The sequence below is a fragment of the Sphingomonas liriopis genome, from assembly GCF_024211255.1.
GTDB classification, from domain to species: domain Bacteria; phylum Pseudomonadota; class Alphaproteobacteria; order Sphingomonadales; family Sphingomonadaceae; genus Sphingomonas; species Sphingomonas liriopis.
This window is the reverse complement of record NZ_JAMLDY010000009.1, coordinates 35,274-54,752: the sequence shown is the minus strand read 5'-3', so window position 1 is coordinate 54,752 and position 19,479 is coordinate 35,274. Positions and strand designations below refer to the sequence as shown.

Annotated in this window: 21 protein-coding genes; 16 read left to right on the top strand and 5 right to left on the bottom strand. The window is 70.0% G+C overall.

Annotated elements, in window-relative coordinates:
* Nucleotides 1–2: 2 nt before the first annotated feature.
* The 5 genes from fliF to M9979_RS08890 all read left to right on the top strand — a co-directional run bounded on the left by fliF (nt 3) and on the right by M9979_RS08890 (nt 5,304).
* Complete coding sequence (gene fliF / locus M9979_RS08910; protein WP_254289002.1) at nt 3–1,691, top strand: flagellar basal-body MS-ring/collar protein FliF; 1,689 nt, start codon at nt 3–5, stop codon at nt 1,689–1,691.
* Complete coding sequence (gene fliG / locus M9979_RS08905) at nt 1,688–2,710, top strand: flagellar motor switch protein FliG (protein ID WP_254289001.1); 1,023 nt, start codon at nt 1,688–1,690, stop codon at nt 2,708–2,710. The genes fliF and fliG overlap by 4 nt, the downstream gene beginning before the upstream one ends.
* Before the next feature lie 70 nt (nt 2,711–2,780).
* Nucleotides 2,781–3,545 carry a FliH/SctL family protein gene (locus tag M9979_RS08900; RefSeq protein ID WP_254289000.1) on the top strand — a complete coding sequence of 255 codons (765 nt, stop codon included), beginning with the start codon at nt 2,781–2,783 and terminating at the stop codon, nt 3,543–3,545.
* 6 nt (nt 3,546–3,551) lie between these two features.
* Nucleotides 3,552–4,880, top strand: a complete 1,329-nt coding sequence (locus M9979_RS08895) for a FliI/YscN family ATPase (protein WP_254288999.1) — start codon at nt 3,552–3,554, stop codon at nt 4,878–4,880.
* On the top strand, nt 4,873–5,304 hold the full coding sequence (locus M9979_RS08890; protein WP_254288998.1) for a hypothetical protein: 432 nt from the start codon (nt 4,873–4,875) through the stop codon (nt 5,302–5,304). The genes M9979_RS08895 and M9979_RS08890 overlap by 8 nt, the downstream gene beginning before the upstream one ends.
* Here M9979_RS08890 and M9979_RS08885 read toward each other — a convergent pair.
* Both M9979_RS08885 and M9979_RS08880 read right to left on the bottom strand, forming a co-directional pair.
* Entirely contained in the window at nt 5,276–6,172 is an 897-nt protein-coding gene (locus tag M9979_RS08885; protein WP_254288997.1) for a hypothetical protein, read from the bottom strand. The two genes, M9979_RS08890 and M9979_RS08885, sit on opposite strands and share 29 nt — an antisense overlap.
* A gap of 555 nt (nt 6,173–6,727) precedes the next feature.
* Nucleotides 6,728–7,834: a hypothetical protein gene (locus M9979_RS08880; protein WP_254288996.1), complete on the bottom strand. Its 1,107-nt coding sequence runs from the start codon at nt 7,832–7,834 to the stop codon at nt 6,728–6,730.
* On the opposite strand from M9979_RS08880, the gene M9979_RS08875 reads away from it, so the two are divergent.
* From M9979_RS08875 to fliS, 11 genes are all read left to right on the top strand, one after another.
* Nucleotides 7,833–8,642, top strand: a complete 810-nt coding sequence (locus M9979_RS08875; RefSeq protein WP_254288995.1) for a flagellar hook-length control protein FliK — start codon at nt 7,833–7,835, stop codon at nt 8,640–8,642. The two genes, M9979_RS08880 and M9979_RS08875, sit on opposite strands and share 2 nt — an antisense overlap.
* 24 nt (nt 8,643–8,666) lie before the next feature.
* Nucleotides 8,667–9,299: a flagellar basal body-associated FliL family protein gene (locus M9979_RS08870; RefSeq protein ID WP_254288994.1), complete on the top strand. Its 633-nt coding sequence runs from the start codon at nt 8,667–8,669 to the stop codon at nt 9,297–9,299.
* Between the two features lie 4 nt (nt 9,300–9,303).
* The gene (locus M9979_RS08865) at nt 9,304–10,242 is read left to right on the top strand and encodes a flagellar motor switch protein FliM (protein WP_254288993.1); all 939 of its coding nucleotides are present in this window, start codon (nt 9,304–9,306) and stop codon (nt 10,240–10,242) included.
* Nucleotides 10,239–10,541: a flagellar motor switch protein FliN gene (fliN, locus tag M9979_RS08860; RefSeq protein WP_254288992.1), complete on the top strand. Its 303-nt coding sequence runs from the start codon at nt 10,239–10,241 to the stop codon at nt 10,539–10,541. The genes M9979_RS08865 and fliN overlap by 4 nt, the downstream gene beginning before the upstream one ends.
* A 6-nt stretch (nt 10,542–10,547) precedes the next feature.
* Nucleotides 10,548–10,802: a flagellar biosynthetic protein FliO gene (locus M9979_RS08855; RefSeq protein WP_254288991.1), complete on the top strand. Its 255-nt coding sequence runs from the start codon at nt 10,548–10,550 to the stop codon at nt 10,800–10,802.
* Between the two features lie 149 nt (nt 10,803–10,951).
* The gene (gene fliP / locus M9979_RS08850; RefSeq protein WP_254289110.1) at nt 10,952–11,812 is read left to right on the top strand and encodes a flagellar type III secretion system pore protein FliP; all 861 of its coding nucleotides are present in this window, start codon (nt 10,952–10,954) and stop codon (nt 11,810–11,812) included.
* 43 nt (nt 11,813–11,855) lie between these two features.
* Nucleotides 11,856–12,128 carry a flagellar biosynthesis protein FliQ gene (gene fliQ, locus M9979_RS08845; RefSeq protein WP_479725609.1) on the top strand — a complete coding sequence of 91 codons (273 nt, stop codon included), beginning with the start codon at nt 11,856–11,858 and terminating at the stop codon, nt 12,126–12,128.
* A 256-nt stretch (nt 12,129–12,384) separates the two neighbouring features.
* Nucleotides 12,385–13,155, top strand: a complete 771-nt coding sequence (fliR, locus tag M9979_RS08840; RefSeq protein WP_254289109.1) for a flagellar biosynthetic protein FliR — start codon at nt 12,385–12,387, stop codon at nt 13,153–13,155.
* Nucleotides 13,155–14,297, top strand: a complete 1,143-nt coding sequence (gene flhB, locus M9979_RS08835) for a flagellar type III secretion system protein FlhB (protein WP_254288990.1) — start codon at nt 13,155–13,157, stop codon at nt 14,295–14,297. Before fliR ends, flhB begins: the two co-directional genes overlap by 1 nt.
* A gap of 51 nt (nt 14,298–14,348) precedes the next feature.
* Entirely contained in the window at nt 14,349–15,836 is a 1,488-nt protein-coding gene (gene fliD / locus M9979_RS08830; RefSeq protein WP_254288989.1) for a flagellar filament capping protein FliD, read from the top strand.
* Nucleotides 15,836–16,234, top strand: coding sequence for a flagellar export chaperone FliS (gene fliS / locus M9979_RS08825; protein ID WP_254288988.1), 399 nt, complete (start codon nt 15,836–15,838; stop codon nt 16,232–16,234). The genes fliD and fliS overlap by 1 nt, the downstream gene beginning before the upstream one ends.
* Nucleotides 16,235–16,493: 259 nt before the next feature.
* Here fliS and M9979_RS08820 read toward each other — a convergent pair whose 3' ends face one another.
* Genes M9979_RS08820 through lysA form a run of 3 tightly spaced genes read right to left on the bottom strand, consistent with a single transcriptional unit; the run spans nt 16,494 to nt 19,479 of the window.
* Entirely contained in the window at nt 16,494–17,447 is a 954-nt protein-coding gene (locus M9979_RS08820; protein ID WP_254288987.1) for a zinc transporter ZntB, read from the bottom strand.
* Nucleotides 17,444–18,205: a precorrin-2 dehydrogenase/sirohydrochlorin ferrochelatase family protein gene (locus tag M9979_RS08815; RefSeq protein ID WP_254289108.1), complete on the bottom strand. Its 762-nt coding sequence runs from the start codon at nt 18,203–18,205 to the stop codon at nt 17,444–17,446. The genes M9979_RS08820 and M9979_RS08815 overlap by 4 nt, the downstream gene beginning before the upstream one ends.
* Complete coding sequence (lysA, locus tag M9979_RS08810) at nt 18,202–19,479, bottom strand: diaminopimelate decarboxylase (protein ID WP_254288986.1); 1,278 nt, start codon at nt 19,477–19,479, stop codon at nt 18,202–18,204. The genes M9979_RS08815 and lysA overlap by 4 nt, the downstream gene beginning before the upstream one ends.

The window sequence follows — 19,479 nt, the reverse complement described above, 5'->3', positions numbered from 1 at the left end:
CGATGAGCACCGCCCTCGCCACCACATCGCCCTCGGCCCTCCCCGAGAAGTTCGCCAACCCGCTGCTCCAGATCAAGGGCGTCCTCGCGCAGCCCGCGGTGCGCCGCAGCCTGCCGATGGCGCTGCTCGTCGCGCTGATCGGCGCCGCCGCGCTCGCGTGGATAATGCTGTCCAGCCCGACGCAGAAGACGCTGTTCACCGGCCTGACCGATGCCGACAAGCAGGCGGTCACGTCCGCGCTGACGCAGGCCAATATCGCCAGCAGGATCGACGAGGGCACCGGAGCCCTCACCGTCGACGAAGACCAGTTCAGCAAGGCGCGGATGCTGCTCGCCGGGCAGGGCCTGCCCAAGCAGGCGCCCGGGGGCTATGCCATCCTCGACCAGCTGCCGATGGGCGTCAGCCGCGCGGTCGAGGGCGAGCGGTTGCGTCAGGCGCGCGAGACCGAGCTTGCCCGCTCGATCGAGGATATCGACGCGGTCGCCGAGGCGCGCGTGCATCTCGCCACGCCCGAAGCGTCGGTGTTCGTCCGCGACAACGCCTCGCCCTCGGCGTCGGTCGTCGTTAAGCTGCAAGGCGGTCGTGCCCTGAGCCAGGCGCAGGTCCAGTCGATCATCAACCTCGTCGCCAGCTCGGTGCCGGGGATGAAGCCCGAGAGCGTGACGATCGTCGACCAGATGGGCGCGCTGCTGTCCAAGCCCGGCGGCGCCGGCGCCGATGCGGGCACCGACGCGCGCCTCGAGACGCAGCGCAAGACCGAGGACAAGGTGCGCCAGCAACTCGTCCAGCTGCTCACGCCGCTGGTCGGCGCCGGCAATTTCACCGCCGAGGTGCAGGCCGACATCAACCTCGACGAGACGCAGGCGACGCGCGAAAGCTACGACAAGCAGGGCGCGCTGCGCGCCGAGACCGGCAACTGGATCGGCAATCAGGCGAATGCGCCGACGACGCCCGGCGGCATCCCCGGCGCGCTCAGCAACACGCCGCCGCCTGCCAGCCAGCTGCAGACGCCGCAGGCCGCTAACGGCGCGAGCGGCGCTCCGGCCGCTTCGCCCTCGCCGGTCGCCGGCGGCCCCGCCCCCAACCCCAACAAGCAGAGCGACAGCTTCCAGCGCGCCTACGATCTCGGCAAGGAGGTCTCCGTGACCCGCCAGACGCCGGGTTCGATCAAGCGCCTGTCGGTCGCCGTGCTGCTGCGCGATCCCGACAAGACGCGGCGCACCGCGATGGAGATCGGCCAGATCACCGATCTGGTGAAGAGCGCGGTCGGCTTCGACCAGGCGCGGCAGGATCAGGTGACGGTCATCAGCCGCAAGTTCGCCGATGCGACCGACGCGACCGCCGGCCCGGCCTGGTACGACAACGCCTGGCTGCCCGTCGCCGCGCGCAACGGCACCGCGATCCTGATCGCGCTGCTCGTCCTGCTGCTCGGCGTACGGCCGATCGCCAAGGGGCTGATGAAGAAGCGCGAGGAGGCGACCCCCGCCTTGTCCGCCCCAGCCGGCGACGGCAGCGCTGCCGACGGCGCCGCCGCCGAGGGCATCACCGTCCACGAACCCGTCAGCCTCGACCGGCTCGAAGCGTCGCAGACCGTCGATGATCGCATCGGCGCGGTGCGCGGCTTCACCCGCGACAATCCGGCGCGCGCCGCGCTGGCGATCCGCGACATGATCAAGGCGGACGCCAAGTGAACGCGATCACGACCCCGCGCAGCTACACCGGCGTCGAACGCGCCGCGGTGCTGATGATGCTGGTCGGCGAGGAGGAGGCCGCGGCCATCCTCCAGAAGCTCGACCCCGAGGAGGTGCGCCAGCTGGGCTCGGCGATGTTCGCGGTCGCCGACGTCTCCGAACAGGAGATGGAGGACGTGCTCGACGATTTCGTCGGCAAGGCGCGCGAGCGCACCGGCGTCACCTTCGACCCGCGGCCCAAGATCGAGGCGGTGATGAACCGTGCGCTGGGGCCGGAGAAGGCGGAGAGCGTGCTCGCCCGCATCACCCCGGCGGAGGCGAATTGCGAGCTCGAGATGCTCGAATGGCTCGACGCGTCCGAGATCGCGCAGATGATCGAGAAGGAGCATCCGCAGATCGCCGCGGTGATGATCGCCAACCTCGACCCCGCGGTCGGCGGCCAGGTGCTCGAACTGATGCCCGATGCGGTGCAGCCCGACATCCTCCATCGCATCGCGCGGCTGGGCCCGATCAACCCCGATGCGGTCGAGACGCTGAAGGCGGTGCTCGCCAACCGTCGCGGCGGTGGCGGCGCGCGGTCGGGCGGCAACGGCATGACGCTGGGCGGCACGCGCGAGGCGGCGAAGATCCTGCAGGGCGCGCGCAAGGCGACCGAGCAACGGGTGATGCCCAAGCTGTTCAAGATCGACAAGGACGTCGCCAAGGCGATCGAGGAGGCGATGTTCGTCTTCGACAATCTGCTCGACCTTGACGACAAGAACCTCGGCACGCTCATCCGCAACGTCGATGGCGACATATTGTCGCGCGCGCTGAAGGGCGTCGACGAGAATGCGCGCAACCGCTTCCTCGGCTGCATGTCGGCGCGTGCGGCCGACGGCATCCGCGACGAGATGGAGGCGCGCGGGCCGATGAAGCTCGCCGAGGTGCTGGAGGCGCAGAAGGCGATGATCGCCATCGCGCGCAACCTCGCCAAGGACGGCACGATCGTGATGGGCGCGGGCGACGACGATTATGTCTGACGCCTCTGCTTACGGTGCCGGCCCGCTCCCCCACCCGGCCACCCAATCAGAATACGCTGTGGGAGGCCGGGTGGGGGAGCGGGCTGGCACCGCCTCGAACTTCGTCGCCGGGTTCGCCGGCCGTCACGATACCGCCGCGCACCTGTTGCAGGCGGCGTTCTCGCCACCCGCTGGTTTTACGCCGCGCGACATGTGGGCGACGCTGGAGCGCGCGATGGGCGGCGGCGCGGCCGAGCCGCCATCGCGCCCGGGTCCGAAGCATTTCAGCCCTGCCGATCCCGGCGGCGACAAGCCGACGCAGGGGTGGGACCCGCTCGACGCGCAGGTGGAGCCGACCGGCTTCATCGATCCCGTCGAGACCGCGCATGCCGCCGGCTATGCCGAGGGCCTCGCCGCGGCCGCCGCGGCGGCGCGCGAGAGCGGCGACCGCGACCGGGCGTTGCTGACCGAACTCGCCGCGGCGCTCGCCAACGGTCACCAGCTCGACCGCGACCGGATCGCCAGCCAGCTACGCGCGACAGTGCTGCTGCTCGTCGGCAAGCTGGTCGGCGAATGCGGCGTCGGCGCCGACGTGCTCAACGGCCGGATCGAGGCCGCCGCCGAACTGCTCGCCGATGCGAGCGAATCGGCGTTGCTGCGGCTGCACCCCGACGACCTGCCGCTGCTGTCCGACGCCTTGCCAAAGTCGATCTTCGCGGTCGCCGATGCGGCGCTGGCGCGTGGCAGCTTCGTGCTCGAAAGCGCATCGACGCTGGTCGAGGACGGGCCCGAGCTGTGGCTCGGTCAGCTCGCCGAGGCGATCGACCGCGTTCCCGTTCCGCCTTTGGCTGCCTGAGATCCGATGCTGAACCGCTTCACCGCCGATTATCTCGAGACGCTGGGCGTCGCCGATTTCCGTCCCGCGCCGAAGGTGTCGGGGCGCCTCTCCTCCTACGACGGCCTGTTGATGGAAGCGGTCGGACTGTCGCTGCCGGTCGGCACCGTCTGCGAGATCGGTGGCCATGGCGATGCGAAGGTCGAGGCGGAAGTGATCGGTTTTCGCAACGGTCGCACGTTGCTGATGAACCTCGGCGGCCCCGCCGCGCTGCTGCCGCGCGCGCCGGTGCGCCCCGTCGGTCCTCCCGGCGAGGCGGAGGTCGGCGACGCGCTGCTCGGCCGCGTCGTCGATGGCGCCGGGCGGCCGATCGACGGACTGGGTCCGATCCGCGGCGCGGGCAAATGGCCGCTCGCCGGCAAGATCCAGTCGCCGCTCGACCGCGGTCGCGTGCTCCAGCCGATGGACGTCGGCGTGCGTGCGATCAACGGCCTGCTTACCATCGGCCAGGGCCAGCGCGTCGGCATCATGGCGGGTTCCGGCGTCGGCAAGTCGGTGCTGCTCGGCATGATGGTCAAGGCCGCCAAGGCCGACGTCATCGTCATCGGCCTGATCGGCGAACGTTCCAGGGAAGTCGCCGACTTCCTCGAGACCAAGGTCGCCGGCGAGGCACGCCAGCGCGCCGTCGTCGTCGCCGTCCCCGCCAACCATAGCCCCGTGCTGCGCATCCGCGGCGCGCTGCGCGCCACCGCCATTGCCGAAGCCTTTCGCAACGAAGGCAAGAAGGTGCTGCTCATCATGGACAGCCTGACCCGCGTCGCGCACGCCGGCCGCGAGATCGGGCTGGCGCTCGGCGAGCCGGCGTCGGCGCGCGGCTATCCGCCGTCGGCGATCGCGATGCTGCCCAACCTCATCGAACGTGCCGGCACCGACGTGCGCACCGGCGGGTCGATCACCGCGATCTACACCGTGCTCGCCGACGGCGACGACGGCAACGATCCTGTCGTCGATTCGGCGCGCTCGATCCTCGACGGGCATATCGTGCTCAACCGCCATCTCGCCGAGCGCGGCGTCTATCCGGCGATCGATATCGGTCCCTCGGTCAGCCGCGTGATGACCGACATCGCGCACCCCGACCACGTCCACGCCGCGCGCATCCTGCGCCGTCACCTCGCGACCTACGAGGAGAACCGCGACCTCGTGCTGATGGGCGCGTACCGCCCCGGTGCCGACCCGGCGATCGACGCCGCCATCGCCGCGCACCCGGCGGTGATGGAGTATATCAAGCAGGGCGCGGGCGAGATCGTCGGGTTGCAGGACGCGATCGCCGAGCTGACCGGCGTGTTCGGTGCCTGACGCGAAGAAACTCGCGCGCATCCACCGCGTGCGCACGCTGCAGCTGGGCCTGACCCGCGCCGACGAGGTGCGCGCGCACGAGAAATTCGCCAGCGAAACCAACCTCGCGCGCCGCATCCAGGCGCTCGCCGATGCGGTTTCCCCCGCGGCCGGTACGCTGGCCAGCGCCGCCTCGCTCGGTGCGCAGGCGCATTTCCGCGAGCGGCTGCACCAGTCGTCCGCCGCCGCGCAGATGCGCGTCCAGTCCGCCGAGATGTTCGTCAACCGCGCCGCCGAAGCCACCCGCTCGGCCAAGCGCGACCAGAGCGCGATCGAAAAGCTGCTCGACCGCGCCCGCCTCGCCGCGCTCGCCAAGGAGATGCGCGAGCTGGAGGAAACGCCGCCGATTTCACCGCTTAAGGCAAAACGGCACGATCCTTGCTGATCGTCTGAGGACATTCCGTCCGCACGAGATTCGCTCCCATGATCAACGCCGCCGCCGCCATCGCCCCGACCACCCCAGGCCAGACGGCCAAGGGCGCGGCACCGGCGGGCGGCGACCTGTTCGCGCTGTCGATGCTGAGCATCGGCGCGGGCAGCGACATGGTGCCGGCCGACATGCCCGCGCCGGCGCTTGCCGAACCGCTGCGGCAAGCGCTTGCCGCCCCCGGCACGCCGCTGCCGTCGATCGATACGACTGCGATCGACCCGGCGCTGGAATGGCTGCCGGCGGTGAACATCGCCGTGCCGCCGCCGCTCGACATTCCTTCCGTCCTCGCCGCCGTGCCCGCCGCGCCGGTGCTCCCGACACGTAGCGCGCCGTCGCCGCTGTTGCGGAGCGGCACCTCGGCCGCCGCGTTGGCGGTGACTTTGCCGGCGCAACCTGCGATCGAGGCCCAGCCGCGCTCGGCCACACCGGGGGTTGCGATCGCAGCGAGCGACGTCGAACCGGCCGTTCCCGCTACCGCGGAACCCGTCCGCATCGCCCGGCCCTCGCGCGGCCGGGAAGACGTATCCGCCGCACTCACGGCCGGATCATCCTTGCCGCCGACGCAAGCCACGATGATCGCGACCGCGCCGGTCGCAACTGCTCCGGGCACCACCGCGACCCCCGCGACGCCCGTTGCGGATGAGCCGTCGGTAAAGGCATCGCCGACCCGCGGCGCCACCCCGCGCGCCACGCGTGCGACGTCATCGACCCGCGCCGAGGCACAGCAATCCCCGCGTATCACCGTGACGACGGACGCTATTCCCGCCGACGCGGCATCGGACGACGAAACCCCGACTGCCGACGCCACGCTGATGCCGGTCACGCCGGTGCCGCTCCCGTTGGCTGGCGAGCTGCCAACGATCGTACCGGCTCCCACACCGGTTGCGGATACGCCGCCCGCCGCCGCTCCGGTTTCTACGGCGCGCGACGCGCAGCCCGCACAGTCTGCACCTGCTGTCGTCCCGGCACGCGCGCGCGCCGTGCTGACGGCGACGGCAGACGCGTCACCGCAGCACGCCGTTCGGTATGACGAAGCACCCGCCGCGCCTCAAGCCAGCACCGCGATCGTCACGCCCGATGGTACAGGGCCACGTTCCGACTCGGGTCAGTCGCAGCCCATGGCGCGACCGGCACCCGTTCCCACCGATACGCCGTCGCCTCAGACCGACACCGCGACTGTCATGCCTGATGGTACGACGCCACGCGCTGTCGCAAGTCAGCTGCAGCCCACGGCGCGGCCGGCACCGGTTCTCCCCGATACGCCACCGCCTGCGATTTCGCCAACGCAAGGCGAAGCGCCGCAGCGCCGCGCTATCGGAGTGCCAGTCGAGCCCGACGCAGCACCTGTGACGCCCTGGGTGACCGCCGCCATTCCGGCTCAATCGGCGCCGTCCCAGTCACGATTCGTCGCCCCCGCCGGGCCTTCGCAGCCTGCGACGCGCTCGGCCGCGACGCCCGGGTCAGGACAACGCGCCAAAACCACGGACCCGGTCGCCGAGGCGAAGGTGGCCGTGCCGACGCCGACGATCCCTGAACACGCCGCACAGCCGGCCAAGACGCGCGAAGATGACGCGCCGCCCGCCCAGGCCGATAGGCAGGTCCCGGTCGCACCCGACGCGGTCGCACCGCCGCTTGCCGCGACGACGCTCGCGACGAATGACGCCGCACCGGTGCCGCAGACCGCGACCGTGACGTCGCAAGCGGCCGTCGCGATCGCGCCGGCTTCCGCGTCGAGTGCGCCATTCCAGTCCCGTCGGGCCGAACCCGCCACCCGGCAATTCGGCGATGCGAGGACCGAGGTAGCGCCGCCGATCGGCACGAACGCCGCCCCGTTGCCCGGCCTCGCCATGCCCGCGCCGGTCGACGCGGCGAGCATCCCCGCGGCCGCCGTTGCCGACGTCGTAACGGCACAGGCCATGCCGACGCCGGCCGCTCCCCGTCGCGGGGTGGAGACGCCGCGGTCCGCTGCCCCGCTCGAAACTCCGTCGGCCACCCAGGCTCCGGCGATCGCGCCGCGCGCGATAAGCGCAGCGCCTTCGCGCCCCACCAATACGCTCGCGACCCCGACGCCGACGCCCCGCGCGCCGGTTATCGACATCGCGCCGGAAACTGACGTCGTACCGGCATCGACGCCGACTGCCGCCCGTCCGGCGCCACGCCGCACCGCAACCTCGCCGGTGGCCGACTTCATCCCGGCATCACCGGTTCCGGCGCAGGATTCGACCGATGCAGCGCGTCCGGAAACGGCGCCTCTGCCTGCATCGCCTGCCCCCGTCGACATGCCGGTCGCCGCCACGCCGCGCATCGCTGTCCCGCAGGTCGCCGCCAACGACACCGTTTCGCCGTCGGCGCCAATCGCAACTCCGGCAGCGCCCACCCCGCGCGCCGCCGCGCCGATCGACGCCGCGCCGAGCGCACCGCAGCCGGTGATCGCCGCCGCAGCACCCGTTGCGGTTGCCGGCGCCCCGATCGTGGCGGCGCCCATGCCGGCCGCGCTCTCGACGCCCTCGGCTCCTGCCCCACAGCGCCAGACCTTCGTCCGCGAAGTTGCCGGCACCCCGCGCCAGACCGTCGCATTGCGGCCGCAGGCCGCTCCTGCCCGCCAGCCCGCGGCCGGCACCACCGCGCCCGCCGCCGAGGTGTTCGGTGCCGCGATGCACGCCGCCAGCGCCGACGAGCGCGAACGCGGCGAACCGCTCGCCCCGACGATCGCCGCGGTCGCAGCGCCGGCCGAGGTTCGCCCCGCCACCACCGTCGCTGACACCGGCCAGCCCACGCTCGACACCACGCGCGGCGACTGGCCCAACACGATGATCGACCATATCGAGCGGCTGCGCGACGCCGCCGACGCGCAGGACACGCGCATCCGCCTGGTCCCCGATGCGCTCGGTGCGATCGCGGTGTCGGTGAAGAGCGTGGGCGATGCGATCCACGTCCGCTTCGCCGCCGAGGATGCGACCACCCGCGCGCTGATCGAGGATGCGAGCCCGAAGCTGGCGCAGATCGCCGAGGAGCGCGGCGTCAGGATCGGCCAGACGATCGTCGAGGCCGTGCCCGCCTCCGCCGCGAACCAGCAGCAGGCCGGCGGCCAGCAACCGTCGAACGGCCAGTCGTCCGGCCAGTCCGCCGCGGGCCAGTCGCCCGCCGGCAATCAGCAGCAGACCGCCGCACAGCCGCAGACCGGCCAGCAGCAGCCGCGCCAGCAACAGCCCTCCACGCCGCGCCAGCCCGACCGGCCGGCGCGTGCCCCCACCCGTGACAGCGACGCCGCCGCCGACGGCCGCCTCGCCTGATCCCCATCGAAGGACCCGTAACCGATGAGCGACAAACCCGAAGACGCCGCGCCCAAGAAGAAGGGCGGCAAGATGAAGATCATCATCATGGCGCTGGCCCTGGTGATCCTGGTCGGCGGCGGCGTCGGCGCCGGCGTCTATGCGGCGAGCAGCGGCCTGATCGGCGGCGGCGGCCATGCCGCGGCCGAAGAGGAGCATGGCCCCAAGCTCGTCCCCAAATCCGAGCAGAAGCGCCCCAAGGCCGAAGGCGAGGGCGGCGAAGGCGGCCATGGCGGCGGCGGTGGCGAAGCCGCGTCGGGCGGCGGCAAGCACGTCCCCTCGGGCGGCGACGGCGACAAATACGCCTCCAACTATTACACGATGGATCCGCAGTTCACTTCGAACCTGCAGAATTCGGTGCACGTCGTCCAGATCGGCATCGCCATCTCGACCCCCTATGACGACACGGTCATCGAGAATCTGAAGACCAACGACATCGCCGTCCGTTCGGCGGTGCTCCTCACACTCGGCGATACGCCCGAGGAGCAGGTGTTCACCTCGGCCGGCAAGGAGGTGATGCAGAAGCGCCTCGCGAAGGCGATCAACGATATTCTGGAGCAAAAAGAGGGATTCGGCGGCGTTAGTAACGTCTACTTTACCAATTTCGTTGTTCAGTGAGGTCATGGTTAACGCCGAGGCAACATCCGAACGACGGACGCGGGACCGCCAGCCCGCCGCGCATGCGGCGGGTCTCGGCGCGGCCAAGCTCAACCCGTTCGGCGACCTGCACACGCTGCAGCATCTGTCCGCGCGCCTCGCGCGGTCGTTGCGCGGCGTGTTCGAGCCGTTGCTGCGGCGCGAGGTGCGCGCCTGGGCCGAGCCGCTCGTCGTGCAGCGCTTCGGCGACTATCGCGCGGAGAAAGGCGACCTGCTGACCGCGTGGCTGCCGATGGTCATGTCGCCGCAGGGCGCGACCGCGCTGTGCGTGCTCGACGGCGTGTTCGTCCTCGAACTGCTCGACCTGTATTTCGGCGGGACGGGCGCGACGCCGCTGCTGATGCCGACCGAATTCTCGCCCGCCGCCGAAGCGCTGGTGAGCAAGGTCGGCCAGACCATCGCCGCGCCGCTGCGCACTGCATGGGAACCGCTCGCGCGCATCGATTTCGCGCCGACGCGGGTCGAGGTGAACGCCGCGATGCTGGCGGCCGATCCCGACGATGCGATGATCGTCACCCGCTTCGGCCTCGCCTCGGGCGAGGGCAAGCCGGTGTTCGTCGACCTGCTCTATCCGGTGACCGCGCTGAAGCCGCACGCACCGACGCTGACCGGCAAGGTGCTCGACAAGGCGGAGGCGGACCCCGCCTGGCGCACGTCGCTGACCCGGGCGACGATGAACGTCCGCTTCCCGATCCGCTCGGTGCTCGCCGAGCCGGTAGTGCCGCTGTCGCTGCTGATGAACCTCAAGGCGGGCGACGTGATCCCGATCAGCTTCGGCGCGGAAGTGCCGGTGATGGTCGGCACCGACTGCCTGGGCCGCGGCACCGTCGGCACCTCCAACGGCCACGCCGCGGTGCGGCTCACCTCCCTTGCCCGATTCGACGACGAAGGACCTGACGCATGAACGACATGACCGGCGGATTTCCGCCCTCATCTCTGGCCGACGGGGGCGTCGCCGCCAACTTCCGGCTGTTGCAGGACGTCGACGTCAAGCTGACCGTCGAGATCGGTTCGACCCAGCTGACCCTGCGCGAGCTGCTTGCGCTGGGCGAATCGAGCGTCATCGAGCTCGACCGGCAGGCGAACGAACTGCTCGACGTGTTCGTCAACGGCACGCTGATCGGCCGCGGCGAGGTGGTCACCGTCGGTGATCGCTTCGGCGTGCGCATGACCGAGCTCGTCACCCCCGACAAGCGCGGCTGAACCGAGATGCTCTGGTCCTATATCCTGAAACTCGTCATCCTGCTGCCGCTGGTCTGCGGCCTGATGATCGGTTGCCTGTACGCGTGGCGCAAGCTCGAGACGCGGATGCCCGGCAAGGCGCCCAATCGGCTGATCGCGATTCGGGAAACGATGATGATCTCGCCCGGCCTGCGCCTCGCGGTGCTCGATTTCGAGGGCAAGCGGTTGCTGGTGTCGGTGGGTCGCGGCGGCGTCAACCTGATCGACAAGGTGGACCAGTGACAGTGAGCCCGACGGTGACGCGGATGGGCACGGGCCCCGCGCTGTTCAAAGCCCCTCGTCACCCCGGACTTGGGACCCCATCAAAGTATTACTTTGATGGGCGCCCTGTTCCGGGGTCCACGGTGCCGCAAACCCATCGGCCGCTGGTGATGCGGACGGGTGGACCCCAGAACAAGTCCGGGGTGACGGGTGCTGGTGGAAACCGTCGCGCGTACAAATGGATCTGGGCGATCCTCGCCATCGCTCTCGCGCTGCTGATCGCGGTCCCCGCCTTCGCGCAGGCCGCTCCGGCGGCGCCTGCCCCCGGCGTCGGCGATGCGGTCGACCGCGCGCTCGGCCAGCTGAGCTCGGGCGCCGCTTCGGGGGGCACGCAGTCGGCGCCGCTGTCGCTGTCGCTGCAAGTGCTCATCATCATGGGCCTGCTCACGGTCCTGCCGGGCATCCTGCTGATGATGACCAGCTTCACCCGGATCGTCATCGTCCTCGCGGTGCTGCGTCAGGCACTCGGCCTGCAACAGACGCCGCCCAACCAGGTGCTGATCGGCCTCGCGCTGTTCCTGTCGCTGTTCATCATGGCGCCGACGATCAGCCAGATGAACACGCAGGCGATCCAGCCCTATGCCGCCGGTCAGCTGGCCGGCACGCAGATGATCGAGCGCGCCGGTGCGCCGCTGCATGCGTTCATGGTCAAGCAGACGCGGATCAAGGACGTGACGATGTTCGCCGACATGGCGAAATCGGGCCCCTATGCCTCGTCCAACGACATTCCGTTCGCCGTCCTGCTCCCCGCCTTCGTCACGTCGGAATTGAAGACCGCGTTCCAGATCGGCTTCCTGATGTTCCTGCCGTTCATCGTCATCGACCTCGTCGTCGCGACGGTGCTGATGGCGCTCGGCATGGCGATGCTGTCGCCGACGATCATCTCGCTGCCGTTCAAACTGCTGCTGTTCGTGCTGGTCGACGGCTGGGCGCTGACCATGGGCAGCCTCGCCAACAGTTTTGCGACATGAACCGTCCTCCGTTCGTGTGTGGCGTTCGACGCTCTAGGAATTGATGATGGACGCCGATTATTTCCTTACCGTCGCCAACCAGACGATGTGGGTGCTGGCGCTGGCCAGCGCACCGATCCTGATCCCCGCGCTGCTCGCCGGCCTGATCCTCGGCATGATCCAGGCGGCGACGTCGATCAACGAGCAGACGCTGAGCTTCGTGCCAAAGCTGTTGGTCGTGGCGTTTTCGATCATGATCTTCGGGAGCCTGATCCTCGGGCTGCTCAGCGATTTCACGGTCGGCATGTTCGAGCGCATCCCGGATTTGGTGAAATAGTGGACGCGGTTGCTCCAAATTCTTCGTCACTCCGGACTCGTTCCGGGGTCCACGGCGCGGCGAGGCGCACGGCTGGAGCTTCCAGTCTGACGCCTGCGCCACAGCGGACCCCGGAACGAGTCCGGGGTGACGAAGGGTGTGGGGCACGCGCCGCGGCAAAGCCGCGTCGATCGGGTTCGGCGCTGCCGACCCGTCGGCCGGGCTTGCGCCCCGGCTGGCGCCGGCCGCGCGGGCGTGGCCGCGCTGGTGCTGCGCCATGCTAGGCTTCGGCCTTTCCATCGAACCGCAATTGTGGGCGCTCATCTTCGTGATGGTGCGGATCGGCGCGGCGTTCGTCGTCGCGCCGGTGTTCGGCGCGGTGTCGATTCCCCTCCCCGTCCGCATCGGCCTGTCGGGGGCGATCGGCATCTTCGTGCTGAAGGTCCATCCGATCGTGCCGCCGAGCCAGATCTTCGCGGTCGCGACCTTTCTCGCCGTCTTCGCCGAGGCGCTGGTCGGCGCGGCGATCGGCTTCATCCTGCAGATCGCCTTCGCCGCACCGATGATCGCGTCGGAAATCATCGGCGGGTCGATGGGGATCGGTTTCGCCTCGTCGATCGATCCGCAGAACGGGCGCTCGTCGCCAGCGCTCGGCCAGTTCTTCACGATCATGCTGACCTTGCTGTTCCTGTCGGTCGACGGCCACCTCGTCCTCGTCGAGATCCTGGTGAAGAGCTATGACACGATGCCGCCCGGCACCTGGATCGCGCCCGAGCGGCTAAAGCAGATCGCCTTCTTCGGCGGCTATGCCTTCCTCGCCGGGCTGCTGCTCGCGCTGCCCGTCGGCTTCCTGCTGCTCTGCCTCAACCTCATCGTCGGCATGGTCAGCCGCGCCGCGCCCGCGCTCAACCTGTTCTCGGTCGGCCTGCCCGCCAGCCTCGCGGTCGGGGTGATCGCGCTCGCCGTCGCCTTCCCGGCGATGGGCGACTATATGCTCGTCATCGTCCGCGAAGGCCTCGCCGCGACCCAAACGCTGGTGCTCGGCTGATGTCGGAAAGCGGCGGCGACAAGACAGAAGCCCCAACCCAGAAGCGTAAGCAGAAGGCGGCGGAGGATGGCAACATCCTCAAGTCCAAGGATTTCGCCACCGCGCTCGTCGTCATGGCGGGCGTCGCCTGGCTGATCTTCGCCGGCCCGTCGCTGATCGCGGCATGCAAGGCGGTGATGGCGGCGAGCTTCCAGTTCGACCGCGCCGACGTCGAGGATTTCTCGCCCTGGCGGCCGCTGCAGCAGGCGGGGACGAAGCTGCTGCCCTCGCTCATCACGCTGTTCGCGGTCAGCGTCATCGCCACCATCGTCAGCTCGGCCGGCCTCGGTTCGCTGACCTGGAACAACAAGCTGATCGCCTTCAAGGGCAACCGCATCAACCCCGCCTCCGGCCTCAAGCGGATCCTCGGGCCGCAGGGGTGGATCGAACTCGGCAAATCGCTGCTCAAGGTGATCCTATTGGGCGTCATCGGCGGCTATATGCTGTGGAAATCGAGCCGCGCGACGCTGGGCCTCACCTCGTCGAGCCTCGGCGATGCGGTGGCGGAGCTCGGCGGCACCTTCACCACGATCATGATCGCGATGGCCGCGGGGCTGGTCGCGATTGCGCTGTTCGACGTGCCGATCCAGATCATGCAGCTGCTCGCGAAGCTGCGGATGACCAAGCAGGAGGTGCGCGACGAGCACAAGGAAACCGAAGGGTCGCCCGAGGCGAAGGGCCATCAGCGCAGCGTTCAGCGCGCGATGGCGACCGGCGGCGTGCGCAAAGCGGTGGCGGAGGCGCATGTCGTGCTCACCAACCCGACGCATTTCGCGGTCGCGCTGCGCTACGACCGCGGCAGGGACCAGGTGCCGGTGGTGGTCGCCAAGGGCCGCGGCGCGACCGCACTGGCGATCCGCGAGGTCGCGGGCGAGGCGCGCGTGCCGATCCTCGAATATCCGATGCTCGCCCGCGCGGTCTATTACACCAGCCGAGAGGGCCAGGAGGTCCGCGACGACCTGTACGTCGCGATCGCCACCGTGCTCGCCTTCGTCTTCAACCTCAACGCGGCCGCGGGCGGCACCAGCCAGCCGCCGATCGAGGTACCGGAGGATGCGCGCTTCGACGAACACGGCATCAAGATCGTCAGGAAATCGCCTTAAGATTCGCCGGCTGCGGCCGTTAACGGGAATGAAGCGCGCGGGAGTTCGACGATGACCACCACGACTGCCACGACGAGTACGCCGACGCCGACGCCCGCGTCGACGGCGAGCGTCACCAAGAGCGCGGCGCAGAGCGTCCTCACCTCGCTCAGCACCGGGTCGGGCGTCGATACCGATTCGCTCGTCACCAACCTCGTCCAGGCGCAGTTCGCCGCCAAGAACGCCGCGATCGCCGCCAAGACCGCCGCGCTCACCGCACAGATTTCGACGACCAGCACGCTCAAGAGCACGATCGCGCAATTCTCGACCGCGCTCGGCACGCTGACCGGCGGCGGCACGCTGCAGACGCAGCCGGTCAGCTCCAACGCCAGCGTCCTAGGCGCATCGGCGATTCCCGGTGCCAAGGTCGGGCAATTGAGCTCCAGCATCACCGTCAGCGCGCTGGCCTCCGCGCAGGGCGCACGCTCGGCGGCGGTGGCGGATCGCACCGCGACGATCGCGACCGGCAAGCTGACGCTGACGCTCGGAACCGCGACCTATAACGGCGCCGGCACCGCGATGACCGGCTTCACCGCGGGCAGCGGTACGCCGGTGTCGATCGACGTCACCGACGGCAGCCTCGACGGTATCGCCAGCGCGATCAACGCGGCGAAGAGCGGCGTCACCGCCAGCGTCATCACCGATGCCGACGGCAAGGCGGTGCTGTCGCTGAAGGGCACGACCGGCGCGGCGCAGGCGTTCACGCTGAAGGCGGACGATGCCGGCAGCGCGCTCAACCAGTTCAACGTCGGGGTGAACACCGGCACGCTGACCGGCGCCGCCGCGAACGCGCAGCTGACCGTCGACGGCGTCAGCGTCCAGCGGTCGAGCAACACGATCAGCGACTTGGTGTCGGGCGTGAAGCTGCAGCTCAACGCGGTGTCGGCAGGCCCCGTGTCGCTGAGCAGCACCCGTCCGACCGCGGCGCTGGCGCAGGCGGTCAGCGATTTCGTCGACACCTACAACCAGGTCTATGCCGGCGCGAAGAGCGCGACCGATCCGATCACCGGCGACCTCAAGTCCGATACGGCGGCGAAGACGCTGCTGCGCTCGCTCCAGTCGCTGACCACCAAGACGCTGGCACCGGGCAGCAGCGCGGGCGCGCCGACGACGCTGGCGCAGCTCGGCATCGCCACGGGTCGCGACGGCACGCTGTCGGTCAACACCGATACGCTCAACAAGGCGATCGCCGCCTATCCGGACGAGGTCGAGGCGATGTTCGCAACGACGTCGAGCAACGCGCTCGGCCTGCAAAGCTCGCTGAGCGGCATCTCGCTCGCCGCGTCGAGCAGCGTCTACGGCCTCGGCGCCTCGACGACGCGCTATACCAAGGCGCAGAGCGATCTGACGATCGAACAGGACAAGATCACCACGCTGTCGGACGCGATGAAGACGCGGATGACGCAGCAGTTTTCGAGCATGAACAGCAAGGTGACGGCCTACAAGTCGACCCAGACGTTCCTCGAGAACCAGATCAAGGCGTGGAACAAGGACAGCTGATGGCCTACGCGACCGCACTCCGGGGCGACCCCTACGCCACCTATCGCCAGATCGACGTCGTCGGCCGCACCGCCGAGGCGCAGGGGCCGGGCCTCGTCCAGCTGCTGTACGAGGAACTGGTCTCGGCGCTGCGCGCCGCCGCCTGGGCGGTCGAGAACAACCAGCTGCGCACCAAGAGCGAGCGCGTGACGCGCGCGACCGCGATCCTGTTCGCGCTCGAATCGGGCCTCGATTTCGAACGCGGCGGCGAGGTGTCGAACACGCTGGCGCGGCTCTACGCCGGTATCCGCCGCGCGATCGTCGACGCCTCGATCGGCACCGACCCGACGCCGTTCCGCGCCGCGGCGACCAGCCTCAACGAGATCGCCGACGCCTGGCGCACGGCACGGGCGGCGTAACCTCCTTCGCCTCTCCTCTGGGACGGTGTCATTGCATATGGCAGGCCGGCGGTGAGCCAAAGGCACCCGTCACCCCGGACTTGTTCCGGGGTCCACCGGGCAGCAGGCGCAGGACAAGAGGCTCGCGCTTCACGCCTGCCGAACGGTGGACCCCGGAACAAGTCCGGGGGACGAAGTGATTTTGGAGGCGTCCACCGACCCACCGACCCGATAATCATCTGCGACTGTACTGCCCTTCAGGGGAGGGGCATTTCACGCGCTATTTCTGGAACCAGTGCCGCTGGACGAAATAGCCGACGACCACCGCCGCGATTCCCCCGCACAGCGCCATGATCGCGTCGAACGCCCACGGCTCCTGCGCATAGGGCAGGTCCGCGACGTTCATCCCGTACAGTCCGGTGATGAAGGTCAGCGGCAGGAACACCATCGCGACGATCGAGATGACCAGCGAGCGCGTGTCGAGCTGTTCGGCGCGCAGGTCGGTCAGCGCCTCGTGCATCAGCGCGGCGCGCTCGCGGATCGATTCCAGCTCCTCCGCCATGCGCGCGGCGCGATCGGCGGCGGCGGCGAGGTGACGGCGGTCGTCCTCCGCCAGCCAGCCGCCGGGCAGCGTGCCGAGCTTTTCCAGCGCCGCGCGCTGCGGGCTGAGGAAGCGGCGATAGCCGATCGCGGCGATGCGCACGCGGGTGACGGTGCGGCGCAGGTCGAAGATGCGGTTGGCGTCGAGCCGCTCCTCGCAATCGTCGAGCTCGTCGCCGAGGTCGGCGACATGCGGATCGAGGTCGCTGGTGATCGCGGTCGCAAACGCGGCGATCAGGTCGCCGGGATCGACGACATGCCCGCCCTCGACCTGTTTCTCGACCTCGGCGACCGCGATCAGCGGCCGGCGGCTGACCGAATAGACGCGGCCCTGGATCGCCCAGATCCGCACCGAGGCGAGCGGATCGCCCGACGACATCTCCTCCGAAGACCGCCCGCGCAGGTTGAGCAGCGCGCCATGGCCGAACGCCTCGCAGCGCGGCCGCGTCTCGCTCGCGGTCAGTGCATCGACGACGTAATCGTCGAGGCCGGCCTCGTCGCGCAGCCAGACTTGCGCATGCTCTTCGTTGGTGTTGAGGTGCACCCAGACGAAGTCGGCGTGGCACGACAGCGCCTCCTTCACCGCGACGCGCGTCGCGGTGCCGCCGCTGATCCGGTATCCGAAACCGCTCATGCCATCTCCAGCTCGACCGTCAGTCCGTCGTGCGCCGCCGCTTGTCCGTCCCACGTCTGCCGCACCGCATCGGCACGTGCGCGGTCGAGGATCGCGACCGGCACGCCGGGATGGTGGAGCACGCGATCGGCATTGGCCAACCAGCGCGCCTGCCGCAGCGTCAGCTCGTCGGGATCGGTCGAGGCCAGTATGATCCGGACATGGCCGGTGTCGCGCACCTGATCGCCCGCCAGCCAGCCCGCGACATCGTCATTGCCGCCGAGCGGATCGAGCGGCGCCCCCGCCGCCAGCGCCGCACCCAGCGCACGCCGCCGCACGCCACCATCGGGATAACGCGCGCGCAACTCAGCGCGTGCCGCATGCAGCCGCTCGGCGAGCAGGCCGAGGTTCGCGGGCAGCAGCGCCTCCAGCCGCTGGCGCAGCGCCGCGGCGAGGCCCGCCGACACGCCGCCGGTGCCGATCGCGACCAGCACCGGCGCGCGATCGACGATCGCGGGCAGCGTGAAGTCGCACAGCGCCGGCCGGTCGACCGCGTTGACCAGCAGCCCCCGCGCCTTCAGCCGTGACACCGCGGCGAGCGCCTCGCCCTCGTCGTCGATCGCGACCACCGCCAGCACCGCGGTCGCCGCTTCGCCGACGACCTGCGCACCGACACGTTCGAGCAGGCGCCGCTTGGCGTCCGCCGCCTCGCCGTCGCCCAGCAGGATCACCGGGCGGCCCGCCAGCCGCACGAACAGCGGCAGGCTGTGCAGCGTCACCCCGCGACCTTCGCCGGCGTCAGCCACTCGGGCACGCGCTCGGCGGCGAGGATCGTCTCGGCGGCGATACGGTCGGCGACCACCGCGAACCGGTCGCCGTCGACCAGCACCTCGGGCACCAGATCGCGGCTGTTGTAGGTCGACGCCATCGTCGCGCCGTACGCGCCCGCGGTGCGGAACACGGCGAGGTCGCCGCTCTCGACGCGATCGATCTCGCGCCCCATCGCGAAGGTGTCGCCGCTCTCGCACACGGGTCCGGCGATATTGGCGGTCATCTGCGCGCCGTCGGGCTCGACCGCGGCGAAATCGTGCCACGCATCGTACAGCGCCGGCCGCGCGAGGTCGTTCATCGCCGCATCGACGATGACGTAAGGGTTGGTGACGCCGGGCTTGACCCAGATCACCTCGGTCAGCAGCACGCCGGCATTGCCCGCGATGACGCGGCCGGGCTCGAACATCAGCTCGACGTCCCAGCCTTGCGTGACGCGTGCGACCATCGCGCCGTAATCCGCCGGGCTCGGCAGCACGTCGCCCGCCTTATAGGGCACGCCGAGCCCGCCGCCGAGATCGACGCGGTCGATCGCATGGCCGGCCGCGCGCAGCTCGGCGGCCAGCTGGCCGATCCGGCGATAGGCCTCCTCCAGCCGCGACAGGTCGCTCAGCTGGCTGCCGATGTGACAGGCGACACCGCGCAAGGCGAGGCCGTCGAGCGGCGCCAACCGGTCGAACATCGCCGGCGCCTGGTCGATCGGCACGCCGAACTTGTTCTCGGCGCGCCCCGTCGAGATCTTGGCATGCGTGCCGGCATCGACGTCGGGATTGACGCGCAGCACCGCCGGCGCGGTCGTGCCCCGGGCATGCGCGATCGCGGCGAGGACGACGCCCTCTTCCTCCAGCTCCAGGTTGAACTGGCCGATGCCCTCGTCGATCCCGCGTGCCAGCTCGGCCCGCGTCTTGCCGACGCCCGAAAAGACGATGTCCGCCGCCGGAATGCCCGCCGCCAGCGCACGCGCCATCTCGCCGCCCGACACGACGTCGGCGCCATAGCCCTCGTCGGCTAGAACGCGCAGCACCGCGACATTGGGATTGGCCTTGATCGCATAGGCGAGGTGGACGCGGCCGCAGTCCTTCAGCCCGTCGCGGAACACCTGCGCATGGCGGCGGAAGGTCGCGGTCGAATAGACGTAGACGGGGGTGCCGACCTCTTCGGCGATGCGGGTCAGGGCCACGTCCTCGCAATGGAGCACGCCGTCGCGGTAATCGAAATGGTTCAT

Excerpts from the sequence above, each read along its gene's own strand:
- M9979_RS08865 (WP_254288993.1), top strand. The coding sequence starts at position 9,304 with ATGGTTAACGCCGAGGCAACATCCGAACGACGGACGCGGGACCGCCAG.
- fliR (WP_254289109.1), top strand. The coding sequence starts at position 12,385 with ATGCTAGGCTTCGGCCTTTCCATCGAACCGCAATTGTGGGCGCTCATC.
- M9979_RS08875 (WP_254288995.1), top strand. The coding sequence starts at position 7,833 with ATGCCGGCCGCGCTCTCGACGCCCTCGGCTCCTGCCCCACAGCGCCAG.
- M9979_RS08855 (WP_254288991.1), top strand. The coding sequence starts at position 10,548 with ATGCTCTGGTCCTATATCCTGAAACTCGTCATCCTGCTGCCGCTGGTC.
- fliQ (WP_479725609.1), top strand. The coding sequence starts at position 11,856 with ATGATGGACGCCGATTATTTCCTTACCGTCGCCAACCAGACGATGTGG.
- fliF (WP_254289002.1), top strand. The coding sequence starts at position 3 with ATGAGCACCGCCCTCGCCACCACATCGCCCTCGGCCCTCCCCGAGAAG.
- M9979_RS08820 (WP_254288987.1), bottom strand. The coding sequence starts at position 17,447 with ATGAGCGGTTTCGGATACCGGATCAGCGGCGGCACCGCGACGCGCGTC.
- fliD (WP_254288989.1), top strand. The coding sequence starts at position 14,349 with ATGACCACCACGACTGCCACGACGAGTACGCCGACGCCGACGCCCGCG.
- fliP (WP_254289110.1), top strand. The coding sequence starts at position 10,952 with ATGCGGACGGGTGGACCCCAGAACAAGTCCGGGGTGACGGGTGCTGGT.
- M9979_RS08895 (WP_254288999.1), top strand. The coding sequence starts at position 3,552 with ATGCTGAACCGCTTCACCGCCGATTATCTCGAGACGCTGGGCGTCGCC.
- lysA (WP_254288986.1), bottom strand. The coding sequence starts at position 19,479 with ATGAACCATTTCGATTACCGCGACGGCGTGCTCCATTGCGAGGACGTG.
- fliS (WP_254288988.1), top strand. The coding sequence starts at position 15,836 with ATGGCCTACGCGACCGCACTCCGGGGCGACCCCTACGCCACCTATCGC.
- flhB (WP_254288990.1), top strand. The coding sequence starts at position 13,155 with ATGTCGGAAAGCGGCGGCGACAAGACAGAAGCCCCAACCCAGAAGCGT.
- M9979_RS08880 (WP_254288996.1), bottom strand. The coding sequence starts at position 7,834 with ATGGGCGCCGCCACGATCGGGGCGCCGGCAACCGCAACGGGTGCTGCG.
- fliN (WP_254288992.1), top strand. The coding sequence starts at position 10,239 with ATGAACGACATGACCGGCGGATTTCCGCCCTCATCTCTGGCCGACGGG.
- M9979_RS08870 (WP_254288994.1), top strand. The coding sequence starts at position 8,667 with ATGAGCGACAAACCCGAAGACGCCGCGCCCAAGAAGAAGGGCGGCAAG.